This is a genomic window from Candidatus Nitrosocosmicus agrestis, from assembly GCF_008389435.1.
In the GTDB taxonomy this organism is placed as follows: Archaea; Thermoproteota; Nitrososphaeria; order Nitrososphaerales; family Nitrososphaeraceae; genus Nitrosocosmicus; species Nitrosocosmicus agrestis.
This window is the reverse complement of the sequence record NZ_VUYS01000016.1, coordinates 46,896-67,579: the sequence shown is the minus strand read 5'-3', so window position 1 is coordinate 67,579 and position 20,684 is coordinate 46,896. Positions and strand designations below refer to the sequence as shown.

Here is a 20,684-nt window from a genome sequence, read left to right as displayed (position 1 = left end):
AAATTATTGTTGAGCTGCTGCGTTGTTTCCGGTGTTTGTTTGGCTTTGATCATTAACGTTATTACCTGAAGCAGTAGTATCACCACCAGAAACTACACCACTCTTTTGGTTTGAAGATTGAGATTGGCCTATTCCTTGATTGATGCTATTACCACCTTTTCCACTTCCTTGTTGAGCTGCTGCGTTGTTTCCGGTGTTTGTTTGACTTTGATCATTAACGTTATTACCTGAAGCAGTAGTATCACCACCAGAAACTACACCACTCTTTTGGTTTGAAGATTGAGATTGGCCTATTCCTTGATTGATGCTATTACCACCGCTTTTACCTTTACCTCCACTGCCACCTTGTTGAGCTGCTGCGTTGTTTCCGGTGTTTGTTTGACTCTGGGAGTTTAGGTTATTACCTGAAGCAGTAGTATCACCACCAGAAACTACACCACTCTTTTGGTTTGAAGATTGAGATTGGCCTATTCCTTGATTGATGCTATTACCACCGCTTTTACCTTTACCTCCACTGCCACCTTGTTGAGCTGCTGCGTTGTTTCCGGTGTTTGTTTGACTTTGAGCACTCAAGTTGTTGCATGAAACAAAGGTTCCTGTTCCAGAAACACATAATGCATTTTGGTTTGAAGATTGAGATTGACCTATTGCTTGATTGGCTTGATTACCACCGCTTTTTCCGCCCCCACCGCTTTGAGCTAGTGCGTTGTTTCCGCTATTTGTTTGACTTTGAGCATTTAGATTGTTGCATGAAAAAAGAGTGCCGTCACCAGATACACAAACTCCTAATTGAGTCGAAGATTGAGATTGGCCTATTCCTTGATTAGCCTTATTGCCTTGAGCAAATACGTTCATGGTCAGCAAGGTTGGACCCACAAGAAGTATGAACGAAATTGCTAGAACTGTTGATGCAATTAATGCTTTATTTACACTAAATCTGCTATTCATAGTTTGTATGTAGTTAAAAAAATATATAAACTAAACTCTATAATTAATAGATATAATATTTTATAGTGTATTTGTAATATTGAATTTGTACATTAAATTTTAGAGTATCATATATCAAAGCTAATACTCGACTATTAACGCGTAAAGGCCGAGGTATGATCAATCACTATCAATATTGTTAATATTTGGACAACATGCAACACACCTCATACCTCTTTCAAACTCATTTCGATCAAATACCAGATTTTAGATCTCAAATTAGAATTTATTGAACTCGATGGCTAATTTCAAATATTAACAGAACATGGCGCGAATAAATCCGGATTAGTCTGGGTGGGTTGCGTTGCAATGTTGGTCTGAATAGAATAAAAGAAAATTCGCATGGAAGTGTAGACATTGATTAAATTACTTTGATGTGGGGGACGCACAACATCATTACCATGTCGAGCATCATTTAGTTTGAGCATGTGGGGGACAATGTTCAAAGTGGAATCTAATCCAAGATCAGGATTTCCATCGAATTCATCCTTAAGGATCAAGTTTCTGCTGTTAATATATTTAATATGTTGAATATTGGGAATAATTATTTAGAGATGAACTTAAAGCATGATACTTTATTATTGATAATCTTTGTTATTATTGGATTATATTCGACACATTTGCTAGAGGGATTTCCAATTGCAAAAGGGACTATACTTACTGATAAACAAGATAAAGTCTTTGTGATGTATGCAGGATCTCTTGTAAAGATATTTGAAGATATAATTGGACCTGCATTTCAAAATGAATCAGGGTATCCTTATGTTGGAGAAGGTAAAGGATCTGTTCAAGTTTCAAATTTGATTATAGATGGATTTAGAACTCCTGATGTGTTTGTTAGTGCCGGCAGCGTCCCAATGATAAAACTAATGAACACAACTCCTCCAATAGTAGACTGGTTTTTAAAGTTTGGATCCGCTGAAATTGTGATTGCTTACTCGTCCAATAGTCCACACTTTGACGATTTAGAGAAGGCAAGAAAAGGTGAAATTCCTTGGTTTGATGTTGTATCTCAGAACGGTTTTAAATTTGGCAGAACAGATCCTGAATTGGATCCAAAGGGATATTATGGAATTATTGCCGCCGAATTAGCAAATTCCTATTACAATGATTCATCTATTAAGAATAGAGTATTTGGAGAAGATAGGAATCCTAAACAAATATTTCCCGAAGAAACTCTCAAGACTGTGTTAGAAGCAGGTACATTGGATGCAGTCATAGCATACAAGCATGAGGCTATATCAAGAGGTCTTCCCTACATCACTTTACCCAAAGAGATTAATCTTGGAGATCCCAATTATTCTGATTTGTACAAGCGTGCAAATTACACATTGCAATCGGGTCAAAAAACAATCTATGGAGAACCAGTTGAATTCGCAGTTACCATACCCAATACTGTTAAGAATATCGAGGGAGCAACTTCATTTGTAAATTTTCTAATTTCAATGAATGGATCTCAGTTATTGAAAGGACAAGGTCTCAACCCTATTAATGTGACAGCTGAAGGAAATGCTGATGATATTCCCACATCCATAAGAGAGGCGATTCAGTAGAATCCAATCTTGTGTTTTGATAATATTTGTGAATCCAGAACGTAGCCCCTACCTACTGTGTGACCAAATTCAATTTAGATAAAATAAAACGATAGATCCTCCAGGTTTTAACCTCAAACACGGTTGAAAAGTTAATAGAATTTGATCTTAAATATAGGTTTCACTATCAACGAGTCATATTGATTTAACCTATAAAGTATCATTTAGTTTGGCCGCGTGGGGATAAAGTTCCCGGTGGTAATAGGGTTCTAATACTAGATACCGCGATGATTCGATGAAAAATAAAAGACATGGTCTATTCCTAATTCTATTTGTCTTAAGCAAAATTTTATTCAGTATTTTCATTATACAAATTTCCAAATAAAATTGGAACTGCAAGGTCATAAATCAAAGTACTTGTAATATATAGTGGTTATTTAACAAGGATGTTTAAGGATAAAATATACCTATATTTGAAAATAAATGAACCCTTTTGTCACCGTAAAAAATTATTAAAATTTTGAGAAAGAAGATGTGTTGTAGTTTACGGTACATTCATTAGCTGTCCTCTAATTTCTCCATTTGGATTTTTTTCGGTATGAACATTGATATAGGTACTACCATTCTTCATTGCTCCTATCAAGTCCTGTATCGTTTTTCCTTGCATTGGACCTTCAAGGTTACTCGCGGTAAAATTGCTGTACTGAAGAACCTCATTCTGAGGGGAATCAAAATTAAACAGAGTTACAACAATTGGACCGTTCTCTCCTTCAGCTCCACTATGTATATGCCCCTGTGTTACACCCTGAATTCCAGTGACATTTACAAAGTAATGCATAGTTTGATTTAGCGGTAAATCCTGAGTTAATATTGCTTCACCTACAGCTTGGGTGTCGACTGGTGGAACCTCTTCTTGTCCAGTCATGTTAGTTACAAAATAGATGTTTGCAAATACCGTAGATGGAGGGAGGCTTGTTGATACCATCGTTATTCCAGCTATTGCTAATGTCATAGCCAATACCAATAACCTACTTATTTGATTGCTGATTTTCATTATTTAACAATTACAATGGCGGTATATAACATATTTGATATGATGTGTCATTCTTAACCAAAAAACTTGCAAAAAATGATTAAATAAACAATAGTTTCAAAGATTAGTAATTATTAAAATATTTTTATATTAGTCAAATTCAACAATAGCAATGAAGATTACAACAAAATTGATTGCGATAGCAATTGTCGTAACATCATTGGCCTTTACTCCATCAATAATAAATATTCAACCTGTAGAGGCTGCTTCACACTGGTGTGAACAACAATATAAGAGTCCAGATTTGATACAAATGTGTCAACAAGGCTGGTATGATCATGATCATTGTAAAAAATACTATCCAATGGCTGATACAAAGCAAGAAGTAGCGGCATACAAGAAAGGTTGGAATCATGGTTCCTGTAAATAAATAAAAGTCAAGATTCCATAAATTTTTCTATTTTTTGGGCTGATCTTATTTTACCAATCACAGGTATTTAGCAAGTCAATAAAGAATTTCTTATAAATTTAATATCTTTTTCTATATCGAAATGATATTTTAATAGAATAGAAATGACATACCTAACCTCGATTAGGTTGTTCCTGGTGATAGCAGAGTTCTATAATAATCTGACCATGTAGTGGCAATCCTAAAGTAAATAAATTCTTCCACGAGTCGTCTACAAGTTCTTTGAGCCAAAAGATGAAAAAAATTTTTAAAGGTCAGGATAATAAAGAAGGAAAGGTATAGCAATTTGTAACATTTCTATAGGGGGCACATCACTGAAATGACAACTACATAGTATTACCAAGCCTATTTGTTTTGACGGGTTAAATCCAACAAATGAGCTATAACCATCTATTCCTCCATTATGCCAGACTACCTGAGTTCCTAAATTAGTAGTACTAAACCATGACAAGCCTTCGTAAGCATAGGGTGTTGATTCATTTCCGGAGGGATCTGGAAATGGAACTTGTAATTCGTAGAATGGATATCTGATGGCGTGAGTTTCTTCCATAGCAGGGTTGATCTTTGTATCAATTAATCCGAGGTTAGCTGATACATACTTTAGCAGATCATTAACAGTAGAGTATATTGCACCAGCTCCTTGAACTTCCTGGGGTAAGAACATCAATTCGCTTTCGTTTCCAGCAATATGACCTATTGCAAACTTTGATTTAATATTTTCTGGTATAGATACTCCTGTTGCATTCATTCCAATTCCAGTACTATTCATCCCTAGTACCTTCAAAATTCTGTCCTCTATGAGCTGCCCTAGACTAACACCCATCTTCAATGACATTGCATGTCCAACCATGCCCATTCCTAAATTAGAATATTTGGCCACCGTTCCTGGTTCATCTTCAAACTTAGAATTAGACAGAAATTCATAAATTTGTGGGGTTGTGTAGTGTTTGTTCTTTATCCATCCCGTAGGTTGGTATGGTAATCCAGAACTATGTGTAGCTAGATCGCCTAATGTGATCTTGTACCCATTATATGAAGGAACTGTTACATTGGATGGAAGATACATTTCCAATGGATCACTTAATTTCACAACGCCTTGATGGACTAAATCAGCCAAAACAGTAGCAACAAATGTTTTTGTTACTGAGGCAATGTCAAATGCTGTGTTTCCGTCTACTGGTGTAGGATTATCTTTGGAAATATTACCATATGCGGATACTTGTGTGCCATTTGGAGTAATAATCCCCACTACAATTGATGCGGGTATAGAAGAATTAGAAATAGTATTGGCAATGGTCTCATTACTAAATAGATGCTCTAAAACTCTTGGTTTGTATTTATCCAAAATAACTTTTGAAAGATTAGTTGTTTCTTCAGATTTATTAGAAGGTGATGACGATAATGATGATGATGATTGCAGGTTACTCTCTTTCTGACTTTGGGCTGACACATTGTTATTAAAAGATTGAGAATAAATAGTAGTTGAAAAAATCATTGCTGTGATAGACAGGACTGCAAAATTTTTAATTAATGAATGGTACTTTTTCAATATCATGGTTATTGTTAGCTAATATTTAAACAATTTTTGTCAAAATGGGTTTTTTTTCCATTACTGATAGATTTTCTTGAAACGAGACATCAACAGCATATTTTTGATACAAGAAATTGAATGACTTTCATGTCACGGATTGAGAACTACAATTTTATCCGTAATTCGAATTTTCTTTAGATTACTTAATAATAAAAAATAATACCAAAAATCAAAAAAAGATTACAGAAAGATATGGTTATTTAGCTCTGTGCTGCTGCATTGCTACCAGAGTTTTCCTGGTTTTGGACGTTGATATTGTTACCAGAGCCTATTGTATTTCCACCAGAAACTACATTGCTTGTTTGGCTTGAGGATTGTGATTGGCTGATGCTTTGGTCTGCAAAGTTGCCGCCTTGACCACTTTGAGCTAATGCGTTGCTACCAGTATTTTTTTGATGTTGGAAGCTTAGATTACTGCATGAGAGAAATGTTGTTCCACCAGAGACACACCCAGCATTTTGATTTGATGACTGCGATTGTGATATAGACTGTTTTGCTTTATTTGCTTTCTTATGCGTTGCAAAGGCGTCATCCATAGCCACTAGGGGACTTGAGATAAGTGCTAACGCGACCACCATTGCGATTGATGCTGAAATTAAGTATTTCTTGTTGTGAATATTTGTTTTATTCATATATTTGCTATAATAGAAAAAATATATTGCATTTGCTAACTAGGTGCAATACTCTAATATTCTAGCAGTTTTAGAATTATACTATTAAATCCAAAACTAGCAGGGATCTATCTCATCCAATAAAATTAAGAATTCCATTATCTGACTGCAAATATTAGTGCTTAATAGCAATAGGACTTGACATAATGATTAGTAACAGTCTGGGTGCGTGGGGATATAGTTCAAGGCTGGATAGATTCCATTTTCCAAATATCCGTAATACAATCTGAAAGAGCCGTTATAAATACAAAGAGTACTTGAAATATACATTATTAACATTATTCAAAGAATCTAACCGAACTCACATAGTGCAATAATAGCAAATAGTTTAATCAAACCAACTGAATCTCATAGCACGAGACATTGAAAAATATTTTTCTGAAGGATTTATTTTTAAAACGTACAAGTTCTGATAATACATATTGTAATTTTAGTATAAATTATCCAAATACATAGGTTTTACAATGTAATTTGGCATTTATGAAAAATGAAAAATGGAAATGTGTGTAAGAATGTCAATTTAAATATCTATTTGTTTTTATCCTCACAAAAGCTTAGTTGGGAGGTTCAATTTCTACCGCTTGACAGAAGTTACACTGACAATCTCCTTTTCCTACTTCATCCATTCGAACATAGAATCCCAGTTTGTCTCCACCATAAGTTACACCACTGTTTTCAGTAATTTGATTGGTACCTTTGTGCCACTTTCCATCATCTAAAAATGTGAAACCATTTTGCCATTTGTTTGGAGCTTCTTCTAATTGGTCTATTGGAGTATCCAGTACTGATAAGTCAACGTCTAACTCTCCTATCGTATTTCCGTTTTTGTCTACATAATGGTTAACTCTCATACCGAATGTCTTATCGTTTAGGTCAGGCAGTTTACCAACAAAGGCAATCTTTCTTTGTCCCTCCATTCTAGGAGTAGTTGGATGGTCCGTTTCCTTTGCAAGGTAAAATTTAGTCTCACCTTTTGGATCTACTTCAAGCCCTACACAATAACATCTTCCCCTTGTAGTTGGCTTGGAACCATGTTCACCAGATAAAGCCTTGATCACGATTTGATCTTTCTTACCGAATTTGGGATGCACGTATAGTGCTAATTGAGCATTAGTAGCAGAGAATATTCTATGGTCTTCATAGATACTATTTCGGTCCTTACCATCATGGACAGAGAAATCTGGTTTAGTAAATTTCTTTGCCACTTGCCCTCCAGCTTTAGCAACATACTTTAATGCTATATTGGATTCTGATTGAGAATTTCCATGACCAGTAATTACGGACCATTCAAGCCATTTCTTGAATTGTAATGCATCATCTTTTGTATCAAACATATCAGCCACATTTTTGTTCCCATCAGTGATCTTCCACTTATCAGAAGGGTTCTCCATTGGTACAATAATCCATAGACTCGGATCCATTTTAGCTCCCTTATTTCTCTGGTCACGACCGCTTTTTGGTTTTTGTGGTTCATCTGTTATTATTTCCATACAATCATATAACCTAAGCCTTCATTTAAGTGTATTGGTATTTATTGCCAAAAGCGTGTTATTATATTAATAATGCAATTCAAATTCGAATAATTAATTAAAAGAAACAAAACCTTGGGATATGACAGTCATAGCATTAGATAAAATTCATATATTGAGATCGACGGCCCATTAATAATCGAATTGTAAGGTTATGTCCCACTCAACTTATCTCCTAACTTTGATGCAGAATTTGCTACTAATTATTCCAAATTTGGTTAACGCAGCGGATAAGTATATAATACTTTTTGACAAAGTATAAAAAATCACAAGAAAAAGACGGAGAGTGAATCTCAAGTAACTTGTTAAATAATCAGTCTTTAAAATAACAAATGTAAATAAGATCCGCCCGTCATCCATCAGGTCAGAAAATTAGTTGTGACCTGGAATTCATTATTGCGTGGTTATACTCATCAGGTTAGAATTAATATCATACTAAATGCTTATTGGGTACGATACAAGCAAATATGACCGATTTCGATAATAGATAAGTATCTAGTCATTTGACATACTAGTATAACTCATTATTCACGTTTTTGTAGATAAAGTTAAATAATTCCCAATGTAATACCAAACTATGTTAGTAAATAAGAAAAATTCAAATGAAGAACTAAACAGAAACATATCAAAGTCGAATAATTTAGGGGGGATATTTCATGATCAGTTAGCAAAGATCTTGATTTTTTCAATAATAGGGCTAATAGTGGGATTAATAATAATTCATGTTTATGGAGTAGTATTTATGATGGGTATTGCTGGCGATGAGATAAAACAAAAGGCATTTGATTCAATTAACACTTCTAATCAGAATTTGTTCAATGCATTGCTTCCACTTTTCGGAGCTTGGATAGGTGCAATTATTGCATTTTATTTTGGAACAAAAAATATGGACAAAGTATACGATTCATTAAGTAATACTCAGAAATCCTTAGTAGAGGCAACTACAAATAAAAAAATAACAAGCGAGTCATTAGCTGAAATAATATCTAAAAATTCAGACAGTCTTAATATACGCAAGGTTAAGCTTGGCAACACCATTAAGGAGGCAGTGGATCAAGCTGGCATACTTTCCAACGTTCTACTTATTGATGATAACGAACAACCACTAGGTCTACTATTTATAAGTGATGTTACTAGCCGGGTGTCAAAAGACGAAATTGAAGCCAAATATTCAAAGACTAGTGTCAAGGACTTCCTACAACAATTTGAAGTATTAGATAATATAACAAAGCAGAAATGGACAGTTGCAGGAGTTAAAAATTATGTGGTAGTAAAAATTACAGACTCCGCAAAGGAGACCGCACAAAAACTTCAGGAATCAGGATTTGGACTCAGTGCAAGAGGAGTAATTCTTAATAATGAAAACAAACCTTTTGCAATAATAAGCTTCGATAAACTAGTGGTACAATAGAATAGGGTTTACTCCATTTTCTTTGTATACAATTACAAAAACATCATTGTATTGTTTACAAAGAAAACTTATTATCCTCAATATCTCGAATTGCAAATTTTGTTTCAGTTGAATATAAATCTGAGCAGTAAGTCAAACAATTTGTGGCCATTGGAGTCAAAAGTATTCAAATTTATACGCTCAATCCCTAAATTCGCTTAGTCAATTTTACCCAAACTATATTATATATTTGTAAACATAGTTTGGAATTAGTTTCCATATTTTTCCTATTCTTTAATATATTAGCCTAGTAAACGGTAGCATATGTCGAAACTAAAGATACAATTATTATAAAACTTTTAGAATTAACTTGTAGAATCCGAAGCCAATAGGGTTCTATGACACTTAAACGCACAATGAATTTCTTACTCTGATTTTGCATATTAGTGCGTAATTTCAGATGGATTAATATGACTTTTAGTAACAGTCTGGGCGCGTGGGGACCAGTGCTGATATCGGTATTTTAATTAGGATTCTAAAGTTAATTACAACAAGACACACTTAAACATTTTGTAAGCTGAAATTTTAAAGTAAGAATGGGATCACATCTATTGACTCTATTCTTCTGAAAGGAATGTAATTCAATTCTTTAAGCTATTCACTTCGCAATTAAGAAATAGACATCTTATCAAAATCCCAGGTAGAGAAAAACTTTGGTGTTATTTCAATTATTATACCCTCTCCACTTTTAGAGCGTTCACTAATAGCCTTTGACATTGGATTATCGAGCGTACCCAAATATTTTATGATCATTTTATTAGATAATGATACAACTGTTTGAAGATTATCGTAAATAGTAACTATACCTTTACCTTTTACCCCTTTATATGGACTGTTACCATCTTCTATACAAAAATAGATGATCGGGCTTTCTCGGACATTTTGACTCTTTTTAGTATTTTTGCCTGTCATGATAAACAGTTTTTCCTTATTTTTATCGTAGTAGAACCATACAGGTTGAATATTAGGATCTCCTTTACTATCAATGGTAGCAAGCTGTAAATTCAATTTACTTTCAAGGAATCGCTCAGCCTCTTCCATAGTCATGCTAGGAATCTCCGGATTTGCTTTAAGGATCTTCATATTCTTTGAAATCTCTTGTCAAATAAAAATATAGATCATTTGAGCAATAATTGCATCCTGAATTTTACACTATAGACTAGTTGACCTATTTGGTGAGCAAGGTTGTATTATCAGGTCAGTTTCTTTTATGCTGATTTTTAATAGAAAACCGATCTAAAATTAGTCTTGGCGCATGAAATATGATTTAAGATAGATATAATCCAGTTTGAGAATATTGATAATTCAGGTGATAAAATGGTTATATAACAGTCACCTCATTGATTCTATTATTCAATCATGGTAATGTATTTTGTCCGCAAAAATGCGCATAGGTCCTATGTGATTACAAATAGAAATGTCAGTGTTAGAAAAACAAGAGATAATAGAGATATAAGTAATATCATAATTTTTTCATGGGATTATGCAAAATTAGTATGTGACTTTAAGTCAATTTTAAGTTATGACTATAATAGCGTGAGGTAATAGAAATGAATCGAAAAGTTGCGTCCAGTTTTACTATAGTTTTGATATTAGCCATGATGTTATCTGCTAATCCCGCCATGACAATGCCATCCAATAGCTTTGCTAGTACATCAGATGAGGGAGGTAGTTCCGATGAGGGAGGTAGTTCCGATGAGGGCAATGGTTTATCAGAAAATGAGCAGCCGGAGGTAGAGCCAGAATCAGATGCGCCAGTAGAAGAAACAGAGCCACAGGCAGAGTCAAAACTTGTGAATTGTCCTGACGGTACACAGGCAGCTACAACCGAAGAATGTACTCCAGGGACAGATACAACCACAACGCCATCACAATCAGAATTACAAAATTTTCTCTGGGGAGATTATTTTTATGTTAACCCATCTTGCCAGTCCAATCCCACCGATCCTGCTTGCAAATCATCAACAACAACTGATACAAATACAGGAACACCATCTGGTTCTCCTTCTACAAATATCGGATCGACCAAGAATGATATTTGTAAAGTGTCTCCCAACGCCCAATTTTGTAAATCACAAACAACTACAGGGACTACTACAACGCCAGATAAAACTACAAATCCAAGTACAACTACTGATGTACCACCTGCATCATTACTTTTACCATATTTTGAAACGGATGTAGGAAAAGGGGAAACAACACCACCCTCAGTGAATAATCCTGTTTGCCAGTCCAATCCCACCGATCCAGCTTGCAAGTCGACTTCGACGCCGGGTACAGGTACAACAGGAGTAACATCGGGTTCCCTTCCTGCAGATTCCGGGTCGGAGAAGAATCCCATTTGTACAACATCTCCCGAAGCTCCATTCTGTAAATCAAAATCAATCATCGGAACAATTAATGATGCCTCATCTGAAACTTTACTTTTACCATATTTTGAGGAAGATTTAGATAAAGGGGAAACAACACTTTTCCAAGCTAATAATCCTGTTTGCCAGTCCAATCCCACCGATCCAGCTTGCAAGTCGACTTCGACGCCGGGTACAGGTACAACAGAACCGACATCCACTAGTTCCGGTTGGCTTTATCTATGCGTAAATACTCCCGTCCCTCCTGAATGCAATAAAACACCTACAAAGCAGACGACTATACCAGAAACAACTGAGCCACCAGTAGATCAAAAACCAACGACACCAACAGACATGACATATTATTGCAAATACAATCCATCAAGTCCGGAATGCAATAAAACACCTACAAAGCAGACGACTATACCAGAAACAACTGAGCCACCAGTAGATCAAAAACCAACGACACCAACAGACATGACATATTATTGCAAATACAATCCATCAAGTCCGGAATGCAATAAAACACCTACTACAACGACGCCTTCAACAGAAAAAATGGGCGGAATTACATCTACAGAAGGAACACAAACTTTTCCTAAGGGACTTGACGGAAAATGCCCCGTTGGAACTGTTGAAACAAGTGCAGGTGCATGTGTTGGCCCCTCTACTAAGTCTACAACATTGCCAGCAGGGGAATCTACATTACCTTCTGATCCCGGTACGATTAATCTTTGTGAAGTTTTTTCCACCAATTCCGATTGTAACAAAACATCAACTACTACAAAACAAGTAGAAGTACCTAAAAATGCAGATGGAACATGTCCATCAGGATCTCATGTCGTAGCGTTTGGTGGAAAGAATGGGGCTCCAAGCGGATCCAAATGTGTATCAGATAATCCATCTAGCAAGACAACTACAACGCCAGCAGAAGGAGAAGTACCTAAAAATGCAGATGGAACATGTCCACCCTTTTACTCTAGATATGTAGGAGGAAGCAATGGTAACGCCGGTCAACTAGGTACTGGCTCTTCTACTTGTGTTTCAAATAATACACCTGATACTACAACTTCAACAACTACAACTACTGAAGGTGAAGTACCTAAAAATGCAGATGGAACATGTCCATCAGGATCTCATGTCGTAGCGTTTGGTGGAAAGAATGGGGCTCCAAGCGGATCCAAATGTGTATCAGATAATCCCCCAGCAAAAACCACTACAACACCATCAAACCTACCAGACATATTACCTAGAGGCGCAGATGGAACATGTCCGCCAGGATCATTTCAAGCCAATCCATTTGAAGATAATGATTGCTATGTAGGAACTGCACAAAAAGTAGGCGCAGATGGAACATGTCCGCCAGGATCGACACAATTCAATCCCTCCCTCTGTTTGGTAAAATCTACTCCTGATCAAACTACAACCCCAGCTCAAAGTACAATACCTTCCACATCTACAATACCTTCCACATCTACAATACCTTCCACATCTGCAACACCTTCCACATCTACAATACCTTCCACATCTACAACACCAGCTCAAACTACAAAGACAGTTATAGTTACTAAAACAAATATTAACAATGATCAAGTCACCGTGAAAAATGATGGAGGATTGACAGTCAAAACACTTGATGGAGCAGTAACACCAACTGCAGATTGTCCCCTACAGTCTGCAACTATTGTCTTGGGTCCATCGCCGATGGAAAATGGGAAAGCACGAATCCTTGCAGCATTTGATCCGTGTATTCTTACTGGTGGAAAAGTCTTGCTCAATTTACCGGATGAAAAAGGAATTCAACTTGTAGGAGCTAAAATGCAAGGCGGACAAACGACCCAATCCACTATAGTCCCAATGCAGAGAATAGCTTCTACTACTCCAGGTCAAGCACAATATTTTATAGATTTGACCGCGCAACCTACGGGTTTAGATCTTGCGAGCGGAAATCCGGTGAATTTAGCAGGCAACGTCAATTCATTACTTTTAATGAATCTAGGCGGGGAGAATGTTCAACTAGGCTCAGATAATACTGTAAAAGTAGAAGCCGCCCTTAGTCAAGGTGCTGGAACAGCAACACAAACGACGCTAGCATCACAACCATCTGCACCTGTAGGTGGAAGGTAGATATCTACTCTTGAAGTAGATGGCTAGATTTAATTTTTCAATCGTGATGGTAATAAACAAGATAAGCAATCTAATATCAATTATTTCTTAAATCAAATCCCATTATTTTAGGAAATCTCGAGGTAGACGCATACGCTTTGTTTGCACCATAATATTAGCAAATATAGTTATCAAATATAGTATCATTTAGTTCGGGACCGTGGGGATACAGTTCAAGGTTGAATCGAATCTTTTTCACAGATCTTTCTACAATGCAAGTATTAATTTTGTCATAGAAGTTGTATGACCAAAATTGAAAAAATAATGTAAGCAAGAAAAAGTAAGAGTTGTGAGTAAATTTGAATGGTTATTTTCTTTTCAATCAAAGAAATTGATGTTTGCTTCAACAAAATTATTGTCGGCAAATTCTATTGACTCGTCTTCGTCATCGTTCCACAATACTATTCCATTGACATTGTTTAGAGTTTTTGTTTCACCTGTGTCTAAGTCTTGACCTTGCTGATTATCAGTTATTGTGGCTTCATATAAAATATGGGAATCAGATCCTGATTGCGCTATTTGGTGCAGGTCCACCTCAACCGCATCAGATAATCCGTCGTCCAAGTTGGCTGCAACCAATTTCAGATCACTGTTTTGAACAAGATTTAACTGCAATGATGCAGTATCTAATTCACAATTACCAAAGTATGCAATAGTTCTTGTTTCTTGTGGATCTATTTGTTCAGACGATAAATCTATGGTATCAGAAATATCGCTACATGTATCTGAGGGCATAATAATGTATTTGTTACTATCGCTATCATCATTATCATTATCATTATCATTGCTGTTGTCGTCACCATGGTGGTCATCATTGTGATTACCATTATGACCATTTCCCCCTCTACCATTGTTTTCACATCCTATACCATCTTTATCTTTGTCTAATCCATTGGGATCAGCAGAAGTCACTCTAACGCTACCTTGTATATCCTCGCAATCAATATCTATAAAATCAAATCCTTTTTTTCCTTCATCTTTCTCACATCCAATGCCGTTTTTATCTTTGTCAAAGTGATGCGGATCAGACGAACCTACTGGAAAGTTTTTGTCTGCGATCTGGTCTTCCTGAATATTGCCATCCCAGTTACAATCTAAGTCAGTCTCGCTAGGTTTAATACAATGATTTGGATACGAAGGATCGCATTTCTCTGGTGTTTCAGGACAACCTTCAAGACCAGTGTTTCCTTGGCACAATTGTTCTTCATCACCACAAGTTTTTCCATCTGATCTAAAGATCATTCCATCGGGACATCCCTCTGAATCTGGAATACATCTACCAGTTTCATCATCATCTACGGTATGGTAACCGTCTGGACATCCACCTTCAGGAACACACTGATCGTCATCATTATTGAAGAATCCATCTGGACAGTCTCCATCAACAGAAGCACATTTTGGTAAGTCAGGATTCAACTTACAATCGTTGTCTGGACCTTCATTAGTAAGGCTAATTGGAGCAATGTCACTATTTTTATCGCTGCTATCATCGTCGCCATCTTCACATCCTATACCATCATTATCGCTATCGAATCCATTTGGATCACTTGAGGAGACTTTGAAGTTCCTATCTGATACATCTTCACAGTCTAGATCTTCATCTTCGGTCTCATAAGTCAGAGAAGGAGAAGCATTTTCTGTGCTAAAGATTAATCCTAAAGGACTTTGGTCTAAGGCTGGGTCAGTAGTAGTTGATGATGATGATGCTAAGGCTGGGTCAGTAGTAGTTGATGATGATGATGATGATGCTAAGGCTGGGTCAGTAGTAGTTGATGATGATGATGATGATGATGCTAAGGCTGGGTCAGTAGTAGTTGATGATGATGATGATGCTAAGGCTGGGTCAGTAGTAGTTGATGATGAAATAGATTGATCTCCGTTATTGGAATCTCCACCACCGCTGCTATCGGAATCTCCACCACCGCTGCTATCGGAATCTCCACCACCGCTGCTATCGGAATCTCCACCACCGCTGCTATCGGAATCTCCACCACCGCTGCTATCACCCTCGTCTTCTGCATAGGCAAGTTGATTTACTTGTATACTAGAAGGAGAAAAAAGAACATTAGATGAGACCGGAGCAGTGACCATTGGAATCGATATTGCCAGTATTAACACAAATACCGGAATTTGATAAAAAATCTTGTTTCTAAAACTGTTATTGCGCATTGAAAAGTTATAATTGATGGTGTGAATCCAAGTAATATTTATTTAATAATTTTCTTATAGATAAATCGTATATAACATTGAATTGTATCACATCTCCAAAGAGAAACAATTGCTTTAGTAATGTTGGAAATTGTGAAGGTAATTAAAATCTTTAATAAAATGGGATTTAAAGACAATGCAGTGGATAAAATAACGCTCAAGCAGTTAAAAGAGTCCAATTATTATTATCCAGTAATAACTGACGTTATTCAAGATTACAAGATTATGCTTGAAATTACTATGGATGGATTGAATTCTACCGAATTAGGCTATAACACAGTATGGGATGCAGAGATGTGTAAATGGGCATCCAAGTATTTTGTAGAAGGATTAGAACTTGTGAGACAAAGAGTAAAAGAAAAGAGCATAAAATGTAGATTAATTACTGATGTGAATTTTGAGAATAAAGGATTTCTTGACACGTTACCCTTCTTAGAAATCAGACATCTGGAAGGATTGAGAGGAAATTTTGGAATACGTGACGAGATGGGATATATGGCATTTATACTAAACAAACAGAATGATGAATCTGTGCAGACTTTAGCAATTCTAGAACTCTCGCAGACCAACAGATGAAAATATTTGAAGAATTGTGGAACATGGCCATACCATTTGCCATAAGAAAGAAGGAATTAGAATATGAAAACAAGAAAGACACTAAAAGAATTACAGGAGATTCTGAAAATATTCAAAGAGAAATAGAAGTCTTGACTCTCACCTGTAAAAAGGATTTGACAATGCTTTCATCGAACAATTTCCTATGTCTTCTTTTAAATAAATTTAGTTTTATAAAGTCCTTATCTTCCATTTTACAAAGAGGTATCTCAATTAAAATTCTTGCCATAAACGTAGACGAGTATTTGGTAAAGCAAATTGCTTCTATAAATGAATCATTACAATCGATCAGGCCGATTCAATTAGGATTTTCAAATAAGATAGGAGACCTAAATGAAATGATCATGATATTTAATGATAAAAATTTACTTCGTGTTAACTACAACCAGGATAATTTACTGATTGCAGTCTTTTCAAATCAAGAACACGCAGTCTTAGTTCAACAATTAATGTTTGAGAAATATTGGAATGAAGCAGAGTCTTGAAGTAATGAATAACAATTATCGCATCATTATATCATCTACCGCGTTTATGTTACTATATATGGTATCATTTAGTTTGGCCGCGTTGGGACACGGTTCAAGGTTGAATCTAATCCATTCTTCCGGCAATGTTCTATATAATCCAGTCTAGAACTATATTATTGGGGCACTTTATGAGATATGGTTATTCAATAACTTATTGATTATATCATTAATGCGTCAATTCAAATCTATACAACTGATATGTTTGAAACCATGTTAAATTTTCAAAGAATTAATAATTATCACCTTTTTAAGGATCTCTAAAGTTAAGAAGTATTTGAAAGGCGAATATCCGTAGATTGTTATAGACCATGTCAAACCCAATCCACTAAGATTAAATCTTTGAATTGCTAAATAAATGATATTGATTGAAAGTAATTCCAAAATACAAACTAGGAATAATAATTTTGACATTAATCATGAAAACTTTTTTCCAAAATTTGATTTAGATGGGATTACATTCAAGACTATAATATCGGGAGACAAAACCGGGAATGAATATTCAATAATAGAAATTCTATTCCCCGAAGGCGATAATGAGAAAGAAATCCCCCTCCATATACAGAGCCAGGAAATTGTAATAGTTTGTGTGGTTCACGGTGATTTCGAAATTCTTTATGGTAAACAAAACATTCGTGGAACTGAAGGAATAGTTTTAAAATTAGAATAAGATATTCCGAGGTCTTTTAAAAAGAAGGATAATTCACATGGAAAATTGCTGGTGACTTATTTACCCGCAGGATTCGAAAATTTCTTTAGAGAAATAGCATCATGTAATATTGAGGATCTCAAGAAGAACGGAATTGAGGATCCTATTTTGATTCAATTGCTAGAAAAAAATTACGGAGCCAAGGTTCTATTTGAATAACCCTAAGCAATTCGACTATAACTTTGATATCGATTATTTTGATTTAAAAAATTAGTTAAAAGTATATTATAGGATCCAACCGGGCTTGCAATAGCCATATTTCTCAGTAGATTATCTACGTTACGCAAATTTGGAAAGGTTAAAGATCTCACTCTTTCGACATTTTCAGGTGTGGTTTTAACTATTAGGTCTAATCGAATTTCCTTGTTCTCAATTTGTTTTTCAACTATTCTAAATCCATCTTGAAAGTATTTGTAAGCAGAATCAAATATTGCAGGGTTCCATACTGTCTGATGACCCTTTTTAATGTGTGGTAAACCTCTACGGACGATTTTATCCATTAGATAAGGATCAGTATTATATCAGTTATTACAGGATATCGCATTTTAGATGCAATCAATTGATTGGCCGTTGAGTCCTCCACAAAACTATAAACTAATTTCATTTGCTATAAACATCGTAATTGCAATGATAATTGCTGATTCAAGAAATTTGCATATATTCTATTTGTGATTGAACATACTCCAATGATTAGATTCAATAAATTGGAGATATATAATTTCGAAATCAAAATAAAACTTTGTTTACAGAGCACAAATCTTGGTCGATAAAATCGTACAAGAATATAAGCAAATGTATACAAAACAAAATCTGATAATTCGGAATAGACTATGAAACTTTTTAATAAAATGTATTGACAAAGCAATATAGTGGACGAATTAACCTTTCGTCAATTAAAAGAATCCAAATACCGCCATCCTCAAATCACGGATGTAATTGCTGATCCCAAAATGATGCTTGAAATGGTAGTTGATTCTATCAGCATAACAGAAAAAGGATATGACACAGTCATTGATCCCCTAGTGTATAGTTTCATATTGAAATATTTCAAGGAGGGGATTGATATGATCGACAGAAAAATTGAGGAAAATGGGATTAAAGCAAGAATGATAGTAGATGTAAATAAGGAAAATATCGACTTCATAAACACAATAAAATTCCATGAAATCAAACATATAGATGAAATAAAGGGCAACTTTGGAATTTTTGATGAGAGAGCATATATGGTTTTTATTTTTCACAAAGAGAGCGAACAACCAGATCAAACATTATGGAGCAATTCCAAAGCACTAGTAGATCGACAGCAAGATCTATTTAATAAGATGTGGGATATAGCAATACCCTTATCCACCCGGACTAAAGAGTTAGAATATCAAAGTATTCCTGACTATCAAAACTCATTAACAAACGCTAAGGAAATCAAGAAACAAATAGACTTACTAATACAACAAAGTAGAAATGAATTGTTACTGATTTCCTCCTCAAAACTACTAAATCTAATAATCTTGACCACTGATTTTCTAAGTCAAATTTCGGTTTTATTAAAACGAGGAGTAAGAATTAGAATCCTATCCAACAATGTTGATCGGGATATCAAAAGTAAATTCAATTTTATTAATGGCTTAGGTTTGGATCAGCAAATAGAGTATGAATTTTCGCATCTATTGAATAAGTATAGCGAATTCACTGTAATAAGCGATGGGAAATCGATGCTGCGATGTAGTATTAAACCATCTAATCAAATGATGGGGTATTTTACTACTGAGGAATCCATCATTTTCGTGCAAGAAATAGTTTTTGAAAAATATTGGAATGAAGTGATGAGTTTAAAGGTTGCTACCAGTGATTAAATTGAAGTTTCATGATCTATATGTATGCAAACTCTCCCGCATCATCGAAATTAAATTGAATCTTTTTATGGATTAATCTTTGATTACTCAATATCTTTGAAAACTTCTGACACCCTACCTGAAGAAAAAAGAAATTATTTAGGGTCCAGAGAATATCGCAAAAATCGATAATAAAATCAGGTCGGGACTAAAAGAATACGAGATATTTGTATCGATAAATTCTCATTACTATATTAGGTATCTTCAGGTTTGGTGCATGGGTATTAAGTTCCCAGTGGTAGAACTCTAGGGTAAAATATATGAAACAATGGGTAACTTGAATGTATTAGCAAATTTCATAGAATACAAAGATATCCGTCTGGCATTCCTCCCATACGATCCTGATATTTTTTTAACCCTAAAAGTGAAATTTATCTTATAATTCAATAATAATTATAGGTCTTCCATCTTGAAAGATCAAATAGTGAAATATCTCATAATATTTTTATAGTAGACTACTATATCAAAGGCAATGGATACTAAAATAAGGTTATTATTTATTGCTATAGCAGTCGCATCGATGGCATTAACTCCATTGATAATGATTCAAAATGCAGATGCTGCATCATTTTCTTGTTCCGCCCAGACAGGAAAATCTAGTGATTGGATTGAGGGTTGTAAAGGCGGTTGGTTTGATCATGATAAATGCTTACCAAAATCAAAGTATGCAGGCGACTTCGGTAAAGGATATGAAGTAGGCTGGACCCACGGCAGCTGCAAATAAGTGGTTGGTATAGATTTTTTTATTCATATTTCCCTTCTTTGTTAAGTTAATACGATAAATCTAGATCATTTACAATAGATTGAATCGATTCTTCCCCTACTTTCTTTTTAAAATCTTAAATTTATGAAATCTCTTTCAATCAATGTTGTTATGACTTCATCATCCTGGATTCTTCCGTTTTATGATGTATTATAATGACAACACCGAATACATTGACATCTGGCACAATATTTCATTTT

Annotated in this window: 19 protein-coding genes; 10 read left to right on the top strand and 9 right to left on the bottom strand. The window is 35.2% G+C overall.

The genetic code is table 11. From position 1 onward, the window contains the following. Positions 1-3: 3 nt before the first annotated feature. Both F1Z66_RS10845 and F1Z66_RS10840 read right to left on the bottom strand, forming a co-directional pair. Positions 4-948, bottom strand: a complete 945-nt coding sequence (locus F1Z66_RS10845) for a hypothetical protein (protein ID WP_149863639.1) — start codon at positions 946-948, stop codon at positions 4-6. Positions 949-1,235: 287 nt separating this feature from the next. Beyond that, positions 1,236-1,487, bottom strand: a complete 252-nt coding sequence (locus tag F1Z66_RS10840; protein ID WP_149863638.1) for a hypothetical protein — start codon at positions 1,485-1,487, stop codon at positions 1,236-1,238. A gap of 81 nt (positions 1,488-1,568) precedes the next feature. Between F1Z66_RS10840 and F1Z66_RS10835 the strand changes: the two genes are divergently transcribed. Continuing rightward, on the top strand, positions 1,569-2,540 hold the full coding sequence (locus F1Z66_RS10835) for an extracellular solute-binding protein (RefSeq protein ID WP_195907530.1): 972 nt from the start codon (positions 1,569-1,571) through the stop codon (positions 2,538-2,540). 523 nt (positions 2,541-3,063) lie between these two features. Here the strand turns inward: F1Z66_RS10835 and F1Z66_RS10830 are convergent. Next, a complete protein-coding gene (locus F1Z66_RS10830; RefSeq protein WP_149863636.1) occupies positions 3,064-3,573 on the bottom strand; it encodes a CHRD domain-containing protein in 510 nt (169 codons plus the stop codon). Between the two features lie 151 nt (positions 3,574-3,724). Here F1Z66_RS10830 and F1Z66_RS10825 point away from each other — a divergent pair, with 151 nt between their 5' ends. Beyond that, positions 3,725-3,982: a hypothetical protein gene (locus F1Z66_RS10825; RefSeq protein WP_149863635.1), complete on the top strand. Its 258-nt coding sequence runs from the start codon at positions 3,725-3,727 to the stop codon at positions 3,980-3,982. A gap of 286 nt (positions 3,983-4,268) precedes the next feature. Here the strand turns inward: F1Z66_RS10825 and F1Z66_RS10820 are convergent, their stop codons facing one another. From F1Z66_RS10820 to F1Z66_RS10810, 3 genes are all read right to left on the bottom strand, one after another. Next, positions 4,269-5,516, bottom strand: coding sequence for a serine hydrolase domain-containing protein (locus tag F1Z66_RS10820; RefSeq protein WP_159357450.1), 1,248 nt, complete (start codon positions 5,514-5,516; stop codon positions 4,269-4,271). 296 nt (positions 5,517-5,812) lie between these two features. Further along, entirely contained in the window at positions 5,813-6,244 is a 432-nt protein-coding gene (locus F1Z66_RS10815; RefSeq protein ID WP_149863633.1) for a hypothetical protein, read from the bottom strand. 593 nt (positions 6,245-6,837) lie between these two features. Next, positions 6,838-7,773, bottom strand: a complete 936-nt coding sequence (locus F1Z66_RS10810) for a hypothetical protein (RefSeq protein ID WP_149863632.1) — start codon at positions 7,771-7,773, stop codon at positions 6,838-6,840. Positions 7,774-8,389: 616 nt separating this feature from the next. Between F1Z66_RS10810 and F1Z66_RS10805 the strand changes: the two genes are divergently transcribed. Beyond that, positions 8,390-9,223 carry a hypothetical protein gene (locus tag F1Z66_RS10805; protein ID WP_149863631.1) on the top strand — a complete coding sequence of 278 codons (834 nt, stop codon included), beginning with the start codon at positions 8,390-8,392 and terminating at the stop codon, positions 9,221-9,223. A gap of 648 nt (positions 9,224-9,871) precedes the next feature. Here the strand turns inward: F1Z66_RS10805 and F1Z66_RS10800 are convergent. Beyond that, the gene (locus F1Z66_RS10800; protein WP_149863630.1) at positions 9,872-10,345 is read right to left on the bottom strand and encodes a pyridoxamine 5'-phosphate oxidase family protein; all 474 of its coding nucleotides are present in this window, start codon (positions 10,343-10,345) and stop codon (positions 9,872-9,874) included. Positions 10,346-10,812: 467 nt separating this feature from the next. Between F1Z66_RS10800 and F1Z66_RS10795 the strand changes: the two genes are divergently transcribed. Further along, complete coding sequence (locus F1Z66_RS10795; protein WP_149863629.1) at positions 10,813-13,737, top strand: hypothetical protein; 2,925 nt, start codon at positions 10,813-10,815, stop codon at positions 13,735-13,737. A gap of 357 nt (positions 13,738-14,094) precedes the next feature. Here the strand turns inward: F1Z66_RS10795 and F1Z66_RS10790 are convergent, their stop codons facing one another. Beyond that, a complete protein-coding gene (locus F1Z66_RS10790) occupies positions 14,095-15,945 on the bottom strand; it encodes a hypothetical protein (RefSeq protein WP_149863628.1) in 1,851 nt (616 codons plus the stop codon). A gap of 132 nt (positions 15,946-16,077) precedes the next feature. On the opposite strand from F1Z66_RS10790, the gene F1Z66_RS10785 reads away from it, so the two are divergent. The 4 genes from F1Z66_RS10785 (at position 16,078) to F1Z66_RS15590 (ending at position 17,991) form a co-directional block, all read left to right on the top strand. Further along, entirely contained in the window at positions 16,078-16,560 is a 483-nt protein-coding gene (locus F1Z66_RS10785) for a hypothetical protein (protein WP_149863627.1), read from the top strand. After that, positions 16,557-17,084 (top strand): hypothetical protein, encoded by a 528-nt coding sequence (locus F1Z66_RS10780; RefSeq protein WP_149863626.1) that lies wholly within the window; start codon positions 16,557-16,559, stop codon positions 17,082-17,084. Before F1Z66_RS10785 ends, F1Z66_RS10780 begins: the two co-directional genes overlap by 4 nt. A gap of 403 nt (positions 17,085-17,487) precedes the next feature. Further along, on the top strand, positions 17,488-17,793 hold the full coding sequence (locus tag F1Z66_RS10775) for a hypothetical protein (protein WP_149863625.1): 306 nt from the start codon (positions 17,488-17,490) through the stop codon (positions 17,791-17,793). A gap of 51 nt (positions 17,794-17,844) precedes the next feature. Continuing rightward, positions 17,845-17,991 carry a hypothetical protein gene (locus tag F1Z66_RS15590; RefSeq protein WP_154670552.1) on the top strand — a complete coding sequence of 49 codons (147 nt, stop codon included), beginning with the start codon at positions 17,845-17,847 and terminating at the stop codon, positions 17,989-17,991. A 2-nt stretch (positions 17,992-17,993) separates the two neighbouring features. On the opposite strand, the gene F1Z66_RS10770 is transcribed toward F1Z66_RS15590, so the two are convergent. Beyond that, positions 17,994-18,332 (bottom strand): hypothetical protein, encoded by a 339-nt coding sequence (locus tag F1Z66_RS10770; RefSeq protein ID WP_149863624.1) that lies wholly within the window; start codon positions 18,330-18,332, stop codon positions 17,994-17,996. A gap of 369 nt (positions 18,333-18,701) precedes the next feature. On the opposite strand from F1Z66_RS10770, the gene F1Z66_RS10765 reads away from it, so the two are divergent. Further along, a complete protein-coding gene (locus tag F1Z66_RS10765) occupies positions 18,702-19,682 on the top strand; it encodes a hypothetical protein (protein ID WP_149863623.1) in 981 nt (326 codons plus the stop codon). Positions 19,683-20,193: 511 nt separating this feature from the next. After that, positions 20,194-20,445, top strand: coding sequence for a hypothetical protein (locus F1Z66_RS10760; RefSeq protein WP_149863622.1), 252 nt, complete (start codon positions 20,194-20,196; stop codon positions 20,443-20,445). The last annotated feature ends 239 nt before the right edge of the window (positions 20,446-20,684 follow it).

Bases quoted from the DNA above. Each gene is read 5' to 3' on its own strand.
- F1Z66_RS10815 (WP_149863633.1), bottom strand. From the start codon at position 6,244: ATGAATAAAACAAATATTCACAACAAGAAATACTTAATTTCAGCATCA.
- F1Z66_RS10760 (WP_149863622.1), top strand. From the start codon at position 20,194: ATGGATACTAAAATAAGGTTATTATTTATTGCTATAGCAGTCGCATCG.
- F1Z66_RS10800 (WP_149863630.1), bottom strand. From the start codon at position 10,345: ATGAAGATCCTTAAAGCAAATCCGGAGATTCCTAGCATGACTATGGAA.
- F1Z66_RS10810 (WP_149863632.1), bottom strand. From the start codon at position 7,773: ATGGAAATAATAACAGATGAACCACAAAAACCAAAAAGCGGTCGTGAC.
- F1Z66_RS10790 (WP_149863628.1), bottom strand. From the start codon at position 15,945: ATGCGCAATAACAGTTTTAGAAACAAGATTTTTTATCAAATTCCGGTA.
- F1Z66_RS10830 (WP_149863636.1), bottom strand. From the start codon at position 3,573: ATGAAAATCAGCAATCAAATAAGTAGGTTATTGGTATTGGCTATGACA.
- F1Z66_RS10770 (WP_149863624.1), bottom strand. From the start codon at position 18,332: ATGGATAAAATCGTCCGTAGAGGTTTACCACACATTAAAAAGGGTCAT.
- F1Z66_RS10780 (WP_149863626.1), top strand. From the start codon at position 16,557: ATGAAAATATTTGAAGAATTGTGGAACATGGCCATACCATTTGCCATA.
- F1Z66_RS10805 (WP_149863631.1), top strand. From the start codon at position 8,390: ATGTTAGTAAATAAGAAAAATTCAAATGAAGAACTAAACAGAAACATA.
- F1Z66_RS10845 (WP_149863639.1), bottom strand. From the start codon at position 948: ATGAATAGCAGATTTAGTGTAAATAAAGCATTAATTGCATCAACAGTT.
- F1Z66_RS10825 (WP_149863635.1), top strand. From the start codon at position 3,725: ATGAAGATTACAACAAAATTGATTGCGATAGCAATTGTCGTAACATCA.
- F1Z66_RS10795 (WP_149863629.1), top strand. From the start codon at position 10,813: ATGAATCGAAAAGTTGCGTCCAGTTTTACTATAGTTTTGATATTAGCC.
- F1Z66_RS10820 (WP_159357450.1), bottom strand. From the start codon at position 5,516: ATGATTTTTTCAACTACTATTTATTCTCAATCTTTTAATAACAATGTG.